Origin of the sequence: Prevotella sp. RM4, assembly GCF_000701965.1 — a bacterium.
Classification (GTDB): domain Bacteria; phylum Bacteroidota; class Bacteroidia; order Bacteroidales; family Bacteroidaceae; genus Prevotella; species Prevotella ruminicola.
The window spans coordinates 42,824-56,713 of sequence record NZ_JNKG01000016.1; the positions used below are offsets into that span (position 1 = coordinate 42,824).

The window sequence follows — 13,890 nt, forward strand, 5'->3', positions numbered from 1 at the left end:
CAAGCATAAAAGAGAACCCGGGTTCAATCTCTGAACTCGGGTTTTTTATAATTCTGGATGATGTATCGTCCTAATACGTTTTGCCGGTTACGCTGGCCGGTTTGGGTGATGCAATCGCTGATGCGGCGGTGCAAACTGTCTACCTGCTGCTGCAACTGCTGGCGATGGGCGGCGTTGGTACGGGTTGAAAGCTGTGCCAGGCGGATAAGCTGGGTGCCAAGCTTCTGCACGGTATCGTTAAGGGCCTGCCACTGATTGTTGAGTTGGGTACCCGACACACGCGATGGGCGGGGGTGCTGGTTGAGCTCGATGGTGATTTCGCCAGGTTCGAGGAAGAAGCTGCAGCTGGTGAGCTGCTGGCGGTTGAGATAGGCACGGCAGAACAGCGTGGTATCGGTGGTGCCGGCAAACTTAAAGGTGCCACCGCTAACGATGGCCTGGCCAAGAACCTTTTGTGGCGGGTCTTCGAATGCCAGGGTTACGGTGTCGCCATCCTTCAGCTGGGTGGCACAACCTTTTATCTGATAAACATCAGACTGGCAGGCGCAAAGCATGAAGCTTGCAACTGCCAGTCCGATAAAACTTTTATTTGTCATTATACAATGTACAAATCGCTGATGCTCTTGTTGTCGATTACACGCTGGATGGCCTCGGCAAACATCTCGGCTACACTGAGCTGCTTAATCTTAGCACAACGCTGGGTGTAAGGAATAGAGTCGGTGAATACAATCTCCTCGAGGGCCGAAGCCTGTACACGATCGCTGGCAGGACCACTCATCACACAGTGGCTGGCGCAAGCGCGAACAGTGAGTGCACCGTTCTCCTTCATCAGGTCGGCTGCCTTGGTAATGGTACCGGCAGTATCAACCATATCGTCGATAATCACTACATTCTTACCTGCTACATCACCAATAATCTGCATAGATGCTACCACGTTGGCGCGGGCACGGGTCTTGTTACACAATACCAGTGGGCAGCCCAGGTACTTGGCGTAGGTGCTGGCACGCTTTGAACCACCAACATCGGGCGAAGCGATTACCAGCTCGTCGAGTTTAAGCGACTGCAGGTAGGGCAGAATAACGTTTGATGCATACAGATGATCGACAGGAACATCGAAGAAACCCTGAATCTGGTCGGCGTGCAGGTCCATAGTGATCACACGGTTAACACCAGCAGCACTGAGCAGATCGGCCACCAGCTTGGCACCGATGCTTACACGGGGCTTATCCTTACGGTCCTGGCGGGCCCATCCGAAGTAGGGGATAACGGCATTGATGGTACGGGCCGAAGCGCGCTTGGCTGCATCAATCATCAGCAGCAACTCCATCAAATTGTCGGAACTGGGGAAGGTGCTTTGAACCAGGAAGATGTCGCGACCGCGGATACTTTCCTCGTACGAAACAGCAAACTCTCCATCAGAGAATTTGGTGATTTGTAACTTACCTAACGGGCAACCAAGACTTTGACAGATTCTTTCTGCCAGGTATCTCGTGGCTGTTCCTGAGAATACCAAAAAGGAGCTCTTATCACTCATTGTTAATACCTATTTATATTTTTATATTAGTACTTTAGCATGCTAATCAATCGTTTTTCGCAGTTTTTCGAAGTGGTTAAGTAAGGCCTTGTAGTCAATCTCGTTGTGGATGTTGAAGCGGTTCCATAGGTCGCCGCATATCACCATGCCACCAAAGCCTAAATCCTTAATCTCCTTCACGCGGTCGAGATTCATTCCTCCTAAGGCGTAAACCTTCTTGTCTATCAGGCCCTGCTTGGAGGCTGCGCGTAACTCGTCCATCGTAAACGACTGCTTCTCGTCGGCATTGGTCTGACTGTCGAAAATAGAGTGTAGGAAAACATAGTTCGACTTTTTCTTTGTTTCCTTGAGTTCGCTGATAGCGTGGCACGTGCGGCTGATGTTGCCCTTATAGCCAACGGGAGCCTCGGTGAACGCATCGTCGATATGTATACCGCGCAGGCGATACTCCTCTTTTAAGTAGAAGTGGCCGTGAACGGTTATGCGGTTGTGATAGTCGTCGCCAAGCAGAGTCAGTAAGCGCTCAGAATACATGGGCGAAGCACCTGGTTTGTACAGGTGCAGATTATCCAATCCCTCCTCGAAGAGGTTCACAAGTATCTTGTCCTCTTCGACGAAGAATGTGGGTTTCGTCATTACAATAAGCTTCATTTTTGCCATCTGTTCTCTTTCTAAGTGCAAAATTACACAGATTTTTCGATATTATCACCACTTTCGGCAAAAAAATAGTCATTAGGGTGCATTTTTCAGAAAGTTTTAGTAATTTTGCATCCTGAAAAGAGCAAAAGGAGGAAAAAAGGAGGAGTTTTAGATAGTGAAATAGTAAAATTGTAAAATAGTAAAATTAAAGAAAGATGAAAGCATTTGTTTTTCCCGGACAGGGAGCACAGTTTGTAGGAATGGGTAAGGATCTGTACGATACCAACCCCCTGGCAAAGGAACTTTTTGAGAAGGCTAACGAGATTCTTGGCTACCGTATTACCGATATTATGTTTGCTGGTACCGACGAGGAGCTGAAGCAGACTAAGGTTACACAGCCTGCCGTTTTCCTTCACAGCGTTATCTCGGCACTCTGCATGGGCGACGCTTTCGATCCTAAGATGGCTGCTGGTCACTCACTGGGTGAGTTCTCGGCTCTTACAGCTGCTGGTGCCCTGAGTTTTGAGGATGGCTTGAAGCTGGTTTATGCTCGTGCTATGGCTATGCAGAAGGCTTGCGAGGCTCAGCCTTCAACGATGGCTGCTATCATTGCTCTGCCCGATGAGACTGTAGAGCAGGTTTGCGCCGAGGTTAGCAAGCTGGGTAAGGGTGTAGTAGTAGCCGCTAACTATAACTGTCCTGGACAGCTGGTTATCAGCGGTAACGTTGAGGCTATCGAGGAGGCTTGCGAGCGCTTGAAGGCTGCTGGTGCTAAGCGTGCACTGGTGCTGAAGGTAGGTGGTGCTTTCCACTCGCCACTGATGCAGCCTGCTAAGGACGAGCTGCAGGCAGCTATCGAGGCTACTGAGATTAAGACTCCTAAGTGCCCCGTTTACCAGAACGTTGATGCTAAGCCTCATACCGATCCTGCTGAGATCAAGGCTAACCTGATTGCTCAGCTCACAAGCTCGGTTCGCTGGACTCAGAGCGTACAGAACATGATTGCCGATGGTGCCGACGACTTTACAGAGTGCGGTCCTGGTAAGGCCCTGCAGGGTATGATCGTTAAGATCAACAAAGAGGTCAATGCACACGGTATTGAGTAAGATTAAACATGAAACATTAAACATTAATGATGAATAGTTCGAAGATAATTATTTATCAGGTGTTTACCCGCTTGTACGGCAATAAGAATGTGACGCGCCATGAGGACGGAACATTGGCCGAGAACGGTTGCGGAAAACTGAACGACTTCACGCCCAAATCCTTGAAAGCTATCAAGGAGATGGGCGTGAGCCATATTTGGTACACAGGTGTTATCCGACATGCATCGCAAACCGATTACACCCAGTACGGCATTCCACGTCAGCACGCTGCGGTGGTGAAGGGTAAGGCTGGTTCGCCTTACGCCATTACCGACTACTATGATATCGACCCTGATCTGGCCGAGAACGTAGAGCAGCGCATGCAGGAGTTTGAGGCGCTGGTAGAGCGCACACACAAGGCCGGACTGAAGGTGATTATCGACTTTGTGCCCAACCACGTGGCACGTCAGTATCACTCTATCTGCAAGCCCAAAGGGGTGAAGGATCTGGGCGAGGAGGATAACCCACAGAACGGATTCGACCCGCAGAACAACTTCTATTATTGTCCCGGACAGCGTTTCCATCCTTACTTCGACTTGTATCACGGCGAGGCCGAGGAGTATGACGAGGAGCCTGCCAAGGCCACGGGTAACGACTGTTTCCACAATGCACCTGGCATGAACGACTGGTACGAGACGGTGAAGCTGAACTACGGCGTGGATTACTATGCCGGCGGCGTGGGCCACTTTAATCCTATCCCCAACACGTGGGATAAGATGACTGAGATACTGCTCTTCTGGGCGGCTAAGGGCGTTGACGGATTCCGTTGCGACATGGCCGAGATGGTGCCTGCTGCCTTCTGGCATTGGGCCACGGATAAGGTGAAGTACCGTTATCCCGAGTGCGTGTTTATCGGCGAGGTGTATAACCCCGGCGAGTATCGCAACTACCTGGGTGCCGGATTCGACTACCTGTACGATAAGGTGGGCATGTACGATACGGTGCGCAGCGTGATTTGCAACCAGCAGAGTGCCCATGCGATTACAGGCGCCTGGCAGCAGACGGATGATATCAAGCAGCACATGCTGTATTTCCTGGAGAATCACGACGAGCAGCGCGTGGCCAGCGACTTTTTTGCCGGCGACGGCCGCAAGGGCATACCGGGCTTAGTGGTATCGGCCCTGTTGCAGCAGAACCCGCTGATGATTTACTTCGGACAGGAGTATGGCGAGCGTGGTATGGACAAGGAGGGCTTTAGCGGCTGCGACGGACGAACCACCATTTTCGACTACTGGAGCGTGGACACCATGGTGCGTGCGGCTAACCGCAAATATACCATCCGCGAAAAGTATATCTACGATATGTATTGCAAGGTGATGACGCTGGCACAAAAGGAGAAGGCTATCACGCAGGGCGAGATGTTCGACCTGATGTATGCCAACGGCCATCTGCAGCGCCAGTATGCGTTTATACGCAAGCACGGCACCGAGGCCATCCTGGTGATTGCCAACTTTGCCGATCAGACTACCACCGTAAACGTAAATATTCCCGCCCATGCTTTCGATTACTTGGGCTTGAGCGAGAAAAACGCGCAGGTAACCGACTTGCTGACCGATGCAAAGTATCGCCTGCACCTAAAACGCGACGAGTCCGTTCAGGTTGAAGTACCAAGCAATGGAGCTGCTATCCTAAAGTTCCGCGCGTAAAATTTATTAGGCACGGATTAACACGGCTTTTTTATAAAAAAGACACGGATTTAATAAAAAGAACACGGCTAAAGTTGAAATAACCAAAGCCGTGTTTTTAATTTATTAAAGCCGTGTTAATCCGTGCCAAAAAATCTCCGTGTAAAATCGCGTAAAAAATTAAAATTCGTGTTAATTCGCGAAATTCGTGCCTAAAAAATCTGTGCCTAAAAATTAGATTTCACTGATGCTGCCGACGCCGGAGCGGTGGGTATCCTTCTTCTTGGGATGACCGCCGTACTCTAACGATCCTACACCCGACACGCGGCCTTCGATGCTTTCGGAAGCATAACACTTGATGCTGCCCACACCTGATACGCTGGCTGTTACGTTCAGTGCCTTTAGGTTGCCAGCCTCGATACTGCCAACACCGCTATTGCGCAACTCAACATCATCGGCAATACCGCTGACTGCAATCTCACCAACACCACTATTGGTAATCTCTAATTTATCGGTATCCAGACTGTCCATCTTAATGTTAGAGGCACCACTATTGGTTACCTTGGTAAGGTCGGCAGTATAAACCTTGATTTTTACCTCTTGTGTGTTCAGATTGAGATTTTTCTGTGTGTACTTAATGTTCAGTGCGTCGTTGCCACTTTCGAACTTGTAGTATTCAATATAATTGTCGGGAGCAGTGAGCTCGATGGTGCCGCTCTTTTTCACGTCCTGCACGATCTCTACGTGGCCCACGCAAATCATGTTTACTTCCTCGAAAGTATCAACCTTATAGGTCTTGGTTACGATGTTGTCGCTGGGAGTTACCTTGTTGATACCCAAATCTAACTTACACGATGTGAGCGCCAAAGCACATACCATCAAAAATAATACCTTTTTCATATTCATTTATTTATTTAATTGTTTTATTTTATTCTTTTGACGCATGTAAGGCGGAAAAAGTTGCAAGAAACTTGTTTTTTTTAGTTAAAATTCGTATTTTTGCGCCAAAATTTTAAAGATATGGCCGATTTTGTATTGAACGAGCACAACAAGGAGGAGTTTCCGCCAGCTCATACAGCCGAGCATCTGCTGAACCAGACGATGATCAGGATGTTTGACTGCGGGCGATCGTATAATGCCCATGTGGAGCGTAAGAAGAGTAAGATGAGTTTCCACCTGGCCCAGAAACCATCGCGCGCCGAGGAGCGCGAGATTGAGGAGCGCATGAACGACCTGATAGCACAGGACCTGCCTGTGACGTTTGAGTTTGTGACCCGCGACACGATACCTGATGATGTGACGCTTGACCGACTGCCCGACGACGCATCGGAGACCATCCGCCTGGTGCGCATAGGCGATTACGACGTGTGCCCCTGCATCGGTAAGCACGTAAGAAGCACCAGTCAGATAGGGCGCTTTGAACTGCTGGGCACCAACTGGGACGAACAGGAACGATCGTTCCGTGTAAGATTCAAGATAGTACAATAAAAAAATCCCGCTCAAAAAGGCGGGATTCTTTATGTTGTTACTTCTGCTGATCCTGAGGAATCTGAATTTTTGAGAACACGGGGTTGTGGTCGGAATAACTCAACTCGCGCTTGTAATACGACAAGCCTAAGAAGGTTTTATCGTGGAAAATATAGTCGATGCGCACCTTTTTGTTACCACCACGGAAGGTGTACATAAAGCCGCTGCCGCACTCCTTGAAGCCATCCACCTTATCGCCCAGCATGGTGTTGTAAACGTAAGAGTAGGGCACATCGTTGAAGTCGCCGCATACAATGATGGGGCGCTCGCAATCGCGCATGTCCATCGCCAGCACGTTGGCCTGGCCCGAACGGGCTATCATACCTAAGGTGTAGTTGCCGTAGAAGGCACGCATCAGGGCGTTACCCTCGATATCCATACCCTGATTCATCAGCTTGCCAGCCTTGTGCAGGGTGCTGTTGATACCGGTGGTTTCCAAGTGGGCATTATACACACGAATCACGGTTCCCTTGTAGTTTACCTCGGCCCACATGGCGCTGTTGTTGGTCATCTCGAAGTTCATGTTCTTCGACTTAACGATGGGGTAACGGCTGTAGATAACCATATCGTTCTCGCCCTGGGCCATATAGGGGAAGTACTCCTTGTAAGAGTCACTGTTCTTCTTGTCGCCGCTCTGGTCGTTATACTCCTGGAAACAAGCCACATCCACCTTCTGTTTCTTCATCTCGCTCAGAATATCCTGGGCAATAAAGCCTGAGGTTTCGCGACCGAACATAGCCACGTTGTAGGTAGCAATCTTGATGCCGGGCTTGATGTCGGCATGCTCATCGAGCGAACCAAACTGATAGATGGTGCCTGAGTAGGGGATGCAGCACATGATGGCAATGAGCGGAATGAAAGCCCAATGGAAACGGCGCATAATAACCCAGTAAAGAAACAGTACCACATTGGCTGCTATCAGCACGGGCAGGGCATAAACCAGCATGGCGCGGGCTGTATTACCTGCAGGCTGAACATCACCACCGTAGAGACCTACAAGGGTGAATATCATGACAAGTACGGTGAGAATAAGAATGGAGAATGAAAAGTACTTTTGTACAGCAAGTTTTCCCATAATGTGTGAGTATAAAAAATATATGTGTAGTTATGATTAGTCGAGGTATTTGCCAACTATCTCGATCAGGTTCTCAACCTTGAATGGCTTGGCCATGAACTCGTCGCAGCCAGCATCCTTTGCATCGCGGATATTCTCCTCGAAGGCATAGGCGCTCAGGGCGATAACGGGTGTGTCGGTATCTATCTCCTTAATGATGCGGGTGGCATCAAGACCGTTCATCTCGGGCATACGAATGTCCATCAGTATCAGGTCGGGGTGCTCTTCCTCATTCATGGTTACTGCCTCGATACCGTTATGGGCACGAATAAGGCGGTAACGCTTGTGGAGCACAATTTTTACCAGTTCGTAGTTGCTGTCCTCGTCCTCGGCTACCAGGATGGTCTTCTTGTTCTTATCGTCGGGGCGACCGCTTACACGGATGGTGCGAACGTTCGAGGTGGTGGTGTTGCGGGCTGGTGCTATGCCGCCAATGGTACCCTCGAAGGGCAGCACAAAATGAAACAGCGAACCCTCGCCAAGCTTCGACTCGACATAGATCTTACCGCCCAGCTTCTCGACAATAATCTTACAGAGCGCCAAACCAAGGCCGTAGCCATTGTTGTTGGTCTCGGCATCGCGAGAAACGTAGGTGTTAAAGATATGCTGAAGATCCTCGGGGGCAATACCCGTACCGGTGTCTTGCACAAAGAATTCGATGTTTGAACCTTCGTCGAGCATGCGGTAACCATAGGTGATGCTGCCGGCCGAAGTATGTTTCAAGGCGTTGCTGATAAGGTTTGAGAATACCTGGGTGATACGGTTGGCATCGGTGTTGAAGGTAACGGCCATATTGGGCTTCTTCCAACTGAGCTTAACCGTCTCGGGGCAACGGAACTTAAACAGATTCTTGATACTGTCGCAGAGCTGGTTGAGGTCGGTGCTCGACTTCTTCATCGTGATTTCGCCGGCCTCTACACGTGAGAGGTCGAGAATCTCGTTTACCAGGCTCATCAAACGGTTGTTGTTGCTTTCAATGATTTCGAAGAACTTCATGCGGTCGTCCTGTGAATCGGTCTCGACCAATACGCGAGAGAAACCCTCGATGGCATTCAAGGGGGTGCGGATTTCGTGGCTCATATTAGCCAGGAAAAGCGACTTCATCTTGCTCGCTTTTTCTGCTTTTTGGGCCTTCTCCTCATATTCTTTCAGCTTCTGATTTGCGATGGCTAGCTGTTCTTGCGCAAGGGATAATTTGCGATTGGCCTCCGCATATTTCTGAAGCATTACTTCCTTCTCGCTATATTCCATGTTGTTTGTAAAAATCACTATTTGGCTACAAAGGTAATGCTTTTTTTGTAAACACAAAAGAAAAATGAAAGAAAATTAGCAAAATTTTCAACTTCTCTTGGCTTTTTCCCAAGCGCCACTGTGATTATGGCTGCGCAGGTAGGCCATTCCGCGAAAAACATTGAGGTTCATAAAAACAAAATAGTAGGCGGTGTAAAGCAGCTTGTTCTTAACGCCGTGACGGGCCAAAAGCCAGCCGGCAAAGGCGCCTAGATAGAACAAAATCTGTGCTGCTAACATCAAATCGAAGAACGAACCTGCGCGCATTACAGAAAGTAATACATTGATACCCAGCAAGATAACCATTGCGATTGGAGTAACGCTCCAACGCAGCACGCGGTGACTGATGTACTGGAAGCTTACCAGCGGGTACTTGATGGGGTTGAGCAAACTGCGCAACCACCAGATGCTTTGAAGTCCGCCGGCAGCGATACGGCGCTTGCGTTTGCTCTCTTCAAAAATGTTGGCAGAGCCGTACTCCTGAGCGTAGGCATCGGGGGTGTAGGCGATACGCTTGCCATCCTGTACCACAAACATTGACATCATGAAATCGTCTAACAGGGCATTGTCGGGAACCTCGCGTACCAGCTGGGGATCGATGGCGTAGAGTTCGCCGGCGGCACCCATGGCCGAGAACAGCTCGCTGTCCCAACGTTTCAAGGTGCTCTCGTAGCGCCAGTACAGACCTTCGCCCTCGGCAGCCATCTGGCCCTCCTTGCGGGCGGCCACGCGTTTCTCGCCCGATACACAGCCTACGGTGGGGTCGGTAAACAGGCGGGCAATCTCCTTCATGGCGCCTGGATTAATCATGGTGTTGGCATCGGTAAAGGCCACATAGCGGGTCTTGAGTTCCTGCAAACCGTGCTTAAGGGCGGCCGACTTGCCGCGGCGCTCGGGGCTGAACACGATATCAACCTCGGGGTAGGCCTTAAGCAGCTCGTTGGTGCGGTCGGTGCTGCCATCGGTTACCCACATAATACGGAACTTTTCGCGGGGGTAATCGATAGCCAGGGTGTTGGCCATCTTCTCGGCCACCACATCTTCTTCGTTATAAGCACAAATAAGCAGGGTGATGGTGGGCAGCTGCTCATCGGCAGGCACGACGGCCTTGCGGGGAGCGCCCGCAAAAAGCCGTTTTAGCCTGAGGATGATGTATAATAGAATTCCATAACCTAAATAGGTGTAGAATACTATGAGCAACATGGCCCAGAATAGGATTTTTAGTGTGAGCATAGGTTTTCGATATAAGAGTTTTATTACTTTGTTTCGATTTCTTCCTTCATGTCTATATATTGCCTGTCGGCATCATAGAACTCGTACTGAAGGAACGCCAGCTTCTGCGAGGGGATGACCCGTACGCCCAGTCCGTACTTCATTTGCCACTTCATCTTGAGGCTGAATAGGCCTTGGTTAATGTAGGCGGCTACGTAGGGATGAACGTGCAGATAGAACTTGCGCATACCTATCTTATTTACTAGGGTGTCAATCTTACTCTCGAGGGTATCAGTGAACAGGATGCTCGACTTGATAGTGCCTTTACCGAAACAAGTGGGGCAGGTTTCCTCGACGTTCACATTCATAGCGGGGCGAACGCGCTGACGGGTAATCTGCATCAATCCGAACTTAGAAAGGGGCAGGATATTGTGCTTGGCTCTGTCCTTCTGCATGTTCTTGCACATGCGCTCGTAGAGCAGCTGGCGGTCCTCGGGTAACTTCATGTCGATAAAGTCGACGATGATGATACCACCCATATCACGGAGCCTGAGCTGGCGGGCCAGCTCGTCGGCAGCTCCAAGGTTGGTTTCGAGGGCGTTGGCCTCCTGATTGTTCTCTTTCTTGATTCGCGTACCGCTATTCACATCCACTACATGCATGGCCTCTGTGTGTTCGATAATCAGATAAGCACCATGTTTGTAGTTTACCGTTTTTCCAAAGCCCGACTTGAGTTGCTTGGTTACATCGAAATTGTCGAAAATGGGTACCGTGCCGTTATAGAGCTTAACGATATCCTTCTTTTCGGGTGCGATGAGTCCCAGATAGTTCTTGATTTCGTCGTAGATGCCGCTGTCGTTTACATGGATGCCGTCGTAAGTGGGATTGAAGAGATCGCGCAACAGTGCTACGGCCCTGCTTTCCTCCTCGAAGCAGAGTTGTGGTCGCTCTGTGGTCTTCTGTACTTTGCTAATCACGTCTTCCCAACGCTTCAACAGTATCTTCAGCTCGGCATCAAGTTCAGCTGCGCGCTTTCCCTCGGCTACTGTACGTACAATAACGCCGAAATTCTTTGGCTTGATGCTCTGAATAAGCTGTTTCAGTCGGCTACGTTCTTCGCCCTTCTTGATTTTGGTCGAAACAGAAACACCGTCCTCGAAAGGAATGAGCACCAGATAACGGCCGGCAAAACTCAACTCGCAGGTGAGGCGTGGGCCCTTGGTGTTAATAGGTTCCTTTACAATTTGTACCAGTATTTCCTGACCAACCTTCAAGGTGTTGGCAATGCTGCCATCCTTTTTAAGTTCTGGCTGGATGTGGGCTTTCTGGATAGGGTAGAGCTTCTTACGGTCGCTCACTACCTGTTTCAGATATTTCTCGTAAGAGTTAAATTGAGTTCCCAGATCAAGATAATGCAGGAATGCAACACGTTCGGATCCGACATCAACGAAACAAGCGTTAAGTCCTGGCATCAGTTTCTTGACCTTTGCCACATAAATGTTGCCTACCGAGAACGACGCAGTGCGCTGCTCCTGCTGGTACTCTACCAGCTGCTTATCCTCGAGCAGGGCAATGCTTATGTCCTTTGGCTGCACATCAATGATAACTTCACTTGTCATTGTTTTTCTCCTTAATTGTTTTCCTTAAAAATTCTTGAGGGAATGTCTCGTTAGCACTAAAAAGGGTGTGCCGCTATCCATTATAGATTAGCAAGACACACTCCTTTCATTTCTTTACTATTGGTCACAGAGGATCAAGATTTACTTGCTCTTATGACGATTCTTGCGCAGGCGCTTCTTACGCTTGTGAGTAGCCATCTTGTGGCCCTTCTTTTTCTTTCCGTTTGGCATAATACTTAATAATTTATAATGTTAATTACTTCATTTTTTCAATAAAGCTCTTCGAAGGCTTGAAGGCGGGAAAGTCGTGAGCCTCGATTACCAGTGTGGTGTTCTTAGAGATGTTGCGGGCGGTCTTCTGAGCACGACGCTTCACTACGAAAGTACCGAAGCCACGCAGATATACATTCTCCTTCTCAGAAGCGAGACTCTCGCGGATGCACTCCATGAATGCCTCTACTGAGATGGCTACATCTTTCTTAGCCAGGCCGGTCTCTTCAGCAATTCTGTTGATGATTTCTGCCTTTGTCATTTCTTTATCTGTTTCTTTCTCTTTTATATATTAATAATGTGTAAACTCGAAATTCTTCGATTTCGGACTGCAAAGTTACTAATTTTCAGCCGATTACGAAAATATTTCTCGTTTTTTTTTCAAAAAATCACAAAAATCACCGCTTTTTGGCCGTTTTTTTGTATCTTTGCACCACAAAATGAAGGAAAAATAACATGAAGCAGACAAAAATTGTAGCTAGCATTAGTGACAGAAGATGTGATCAGGATTTCATCCGCAGTCTCTTCGAGGCAGGCATGAATGTAGTGAGAATGAACACGGCGCATGCCGATGAACAGGGTATTAAAAACATAATTAATAATGTGCGTAGCGTGAGCCACCACATTGGTATCCTTATCGATACTAAGGGGCCTGAGGTGCGTACCACCGGATGCCCAGAGCCCATCGCCTATAAAACAGGTGATGTGGTGAAGATTTTCGGTCGCCCCGAAATGGATACCACGCACGACATCATTAACCTGTCGTATGCCGACTTTGCTGCCGACGTACACGAGGGTTGCCATATCCTGTTCGACGACGGTGCACTCGACATGAAGGTGATCGGTATCAACGGTCCAGCTGTGATCGCTCAGGTGCTGAACGACGGTGTGCTGGGTTCGCACAAGAGCGTAAACGTGCCCGGCGTTCACATCGCACTGCCTACGCTGACCGAGAAGGACCGCAAGAATATTAAACTGGCCATCGACCAGGATATCGACTTTATTGCTCACAGCTTTGTGCGCTCGGCTGCCGACGTGCGTGCCGTGCAGGCTATCCTGGATGCCTACAACAGCGACATCAAGATTATCTCGAAAATCGAGAACCAGGAGGGTGTGGACAATATCGACGAGATTATCGAGGCTTCGTACGGTATCATGATTGCACGTGGCGACCTGGGTATCGAGGTGCCCATCGAGCGTATTCCTGGTATCCAGCGACAGATTATCCGCAAGTGCGTACGCGCTAAGAAGCCTGTAATCGTTGCTACACAGATGCTGCACACCATGATTAATAACCCACGCCCCACACGCGCCGAGGTTACTGATATTGCTAATGCTATCTACTATCGCACCGATGCACTGATGCTGTCGGGCGAGACTGCCAGCGGAAAATATCCTGTAGAGGCCGTTCGCACCATGGCCGCTATCGCCGAACAGGCTGAGAAGGACAAGATGCGCGAGAACGACATCGAGGTGCCCCTGTCACCAACATGCGACATCCGCGAGTTTATGGCTCACTCGGCTATCGAGGCTACCGAAAAGCTGGGTGTGAAGGGTATCATCACCGACGCCAGCTCGGGCGACACCGCTCGCAACCTGGCTGCCTTCCGTGGTCCTAACCCCGTGCTGGCTATCTGCTACAACGATAAACTGCAGCGTCTGCTGAATCTTTCATATGGTGTAATCCCTGTATATCAGAAGGAGCATATCGACAACGAGGTGCTGTTCCATGCGGCTGTACGCATGCTGCGCCAGAAGGGTTATGTGCAGGATGCTGATAAGATTGCCTACCTGAGTGGAAACGTAGGCGAGGGTGGTGGCACCAAGTTCCTGGAGATTAACACCGTGAAGGAGGTGATGACCAACCAGTATAAGTTCCACCTGCCACACTCAAATAAATAGACTTTACTTTATA

The 13,890-nt window shown here is 49.4% G+C and carries 12 protein-coding genes and 1 pseudogene; 4 read left to right on the forward strand and 9 right to left on the reverse strand.

The annotated features are described in order from the left end of the window. Positions 1-23: 23 nt before the first annotated feature. The 3 genes from T499_RS0112950 to T499_RS0112960 are packed head-to-tail and all read right to left on the reverse strand — an operon-like array spanning position 24 to position 2,185. Positions 24-596 (reverse strand): DUF4369 domain-containing protein, encoded by a 573-nt coding sequence (locus T499_RS0112950; RefSeq protein WP_013063625.1) that lies wholly within the window; start codon positions 594-596, stop codon positions 24-26. Next, positions 596-1,534: a ribose-phosphate pyrophosphokinase gene (locus T499_RS0112955; RefSeq protein WP_013063227.1), complete on the reverse strand. Its 939-nt coding sequence runs from the start codon at positions 1,532-1,534 to the stop codon at positions 596-598. The genes T499_RS0112950 and T499_RS0112955 overlap by 1 nt, the downstream gene beginning before the upstream one ends. Positions 1,535-1,576: 42 nt before the next feature. After that, complete coding sequence (locus T499_RS0112960) at positions 1,577-2,185, reverse strand: thiamine phosphate synthase (protein ID WP_013063409.1); 609 nt, start codon at positions 2,183-2,185, stop codon at positions 1,577-1,579. A gap of 203 nt (positions 2,186-2,388) precedes the next feature. On the opposite strand from T499_RS0112960, the gene fabD reads away from it, so the two are divergent. After that, positions 2,389-3,279 (forward strand): ACP S-malonyltransferase, encoded by an 891-nt coding sequence (gene fabD, locus T499_RS0112965; RefSeq protein ID WP_013064140.1) that lies wholly within the window; start codon positions 2,389-2,391, stop codon positions 3,277-3,279. 26 nt (positions 3,280-3,305) lie between these two features. Continuing rightward, positions 3,306-4,964 (forward strand): alpha-amylase family glycosyl hydrolase, encoded by a 1,659-nt coding sequence (locus tag T499_RS0112970; RefSeq protein WP_052173750.1) that lies wholly within the window; start codon positions 3,306-3,308, stop codon positions 4,962-4,964. Between the two features lie 213 nt (positions 4,965-5,177). On the opposite strand, the gene T499_RS14355 is transcribed toward T499_RS0112970, so the two are convergent. After that, positions 5,178-5,843, reverse strand: coding sequence for a GIN domain-containing protein (locus tag T499_RS14355; protein ID WP_198021306.1), 666 nt, complete (start codon positions 5,841-5,843; stop codon positions 5,178-5,180). Positions 5,844-5,969: 126 nt separating this feature from the next. Between T499_RS14355 and T499_RS0112980 the strand changes: the two are divergent. Beyond that, a pseudogene (locus tag T499_RS0112980) lies at positions 5,970-6,431 on the forward strand (hypothetical protein); the annotation flags it as partial. A gap of 37 nt (positions 6,432-6,468) precedes the next feature. Here T499_RS0112980 and T499_RS0112985 read toward each other — a convergent pair. The 5 genes from T499_RS0112985 to T499_RS0113005 all read right to left on the reverse strand — a co-directional run bounded on the left by T499_RS0112985 (position 6,469) and on the right by T499_RS0113005 (position 12,237). Further along, positions 6,469-7,545, reverse strand: a complete 1,077-nt coding sequence (locus T499_RS0112985; RefSeq protein ID WP_084163186.1) for an endonuclease/exonuclease/phosphatase family protein — start codon at positions 7,543-7,545, stop codon at positions 6,469-6,471. Positions 7,546-7,581: 36 nt separating this feature from the next. Beyond that, entirely contained in the window at positions 7,582-8,835 is a 1,254-nt protein-coding gene (locus T499_RS0112990; protein ID WP_052173754.1) for an ATP-binding response regulator, read from the reverse strand. Positions 8,836-8,922: 87 nt separating this feature from the next. Continuing rightward, complete coding sequence (locus tag T499_RS0112995; protein WP_033151328.1) at positions 8,923-10,107, reverse strand: glycosyltransferase family 2 protein; 1,185 nt, start codon at positions 10,105-10,107, stop codon at positions 8,923-8,925. Positions 10,108-10,130: 23 nt separating this feature from the next. Next, on the reverse strand, positions 10,131-11,705 hold the full coding sequence (locus tag T499_RS0113000) for an Rne/Rng family ribonuclease (RefSeq protein WP_033151329.1): 1,575 nt from the start codon (positions 11,703-11,705) through the stop codon (positions 10,131-10,133). Between the two features lie 256 nt (positions 11,706-11,961). Next, on the reverse strand, positions 11,962-12,237 hold the full coding sequence (locus T499_RS0113005; RefSeq protein ID WP_013063334.1) for an HU family DNA-binding protein: 276 nt from the start codon (positions 12,235-12,237) through the stop codon (positions 11,962-11,964). A 194-nt stretch (positions 12,238-12,431) separates the two neighbouring features. Here T499_RS0113005 and pyk point away from each other — a divergent pair, with 194 nt between their 5' ends. Then, positions 12,432-13,877: a pyruvate kinase gene (gene pyk / locus T499_RS0113010; protein WP_033151330.1), complete on the forward strand. Its 1,446-nt coding sequence runs from the start codon at positions 12,432-12,434 to the stop codon at positions 13,875-13,877. The last annotated feature ends 13 nt before the right edge of the window (positions 13,878-13,890 follow it).

Bases quoted from the DNA above. Each gene is read 5' to 3' on its own strand.
- T499_RS0112950 (WP_013063625.1), bottom strand. From the start codon at position 596: ATGACAAATAAAAGTTTTATCGGACTGGCAGTTGCAAGCTTCATGCTT.
- T499_RS0112955 (WP_013063227.1), bottom strand. From the start codon at position 1,534: ATGAGTGATAAGAGCTCCTTTTTGGTATTCTCAGGAACAGCCACGAGA.
- T499_RS0112960 (WP_013063409.1), bottom strand. From the start codon at position 2,185: ATGAAGCTTATTGTAATGACGAAACCCACATTCTTCGTCGAAGAGGAC.
- fabD (WP_013064140.1), top strand. From the start codon at position 2,389: ATGAAAGCATTTGTTTTTCCCGGACAGGGAGCACAGTTTGTAGGAATG.
- T499_RS0112970 (WP_052173750.1), top strand. From the start codon at position 3,306: ATGATGAATAGTTCGAAGATAATTATTTATCAGGTGTTTACCCGCTTG.
- T499_RS14355 (WP_198021306.1), bottom strand. From the start codon at position 5,843: ATGAAAAAGGTATTATTTTTGATGGTATGTGCTTTGGCGCTCACATCG.
- T499_RS0112985 (WP_084163186.1), bottom strand. From the start codon at position 7,545: ATGGGAAAACTTGCTGTACAAAAGTACTTTTCATTCTCCATTCTTATT.
- T499_RS0112990 (WP_052173754.1), bottom strand. From the start codon at position 8,835: ATGGAATATAGCGAGAAGGAAGTAATGCTTCAGAAATATGCGGAGGCC.
- T499_RS0112995 (WP_033151328.1), bottom strand. From the start codon at position 10,107: ATGCTCACACTAAAAATCCTATTCTGGGCCATGTTGCTCATAGTATTC.
- T499_RS0113000 (WP_033151329.1), bottom strand. From the start codon at position 11,705: ATGACAAGTGAAGTTATCATTGATGTGCAGCCAAAGGACATAAGCATT.
- T499_RS0113005 (WP_013063334.1), bottom strand. From the start codon at position 12,237: ATGACAAAGGCAGAAATCATCAACAGAATTGCTGAAGAGACCGGCCTG.
- pyk (WP_033151330.1), top strand. From the start codon at position 12,432: ATGAAGCAGACAAAAATTGTAGCTAGCATTAGTGACAGAAGATGTGAT.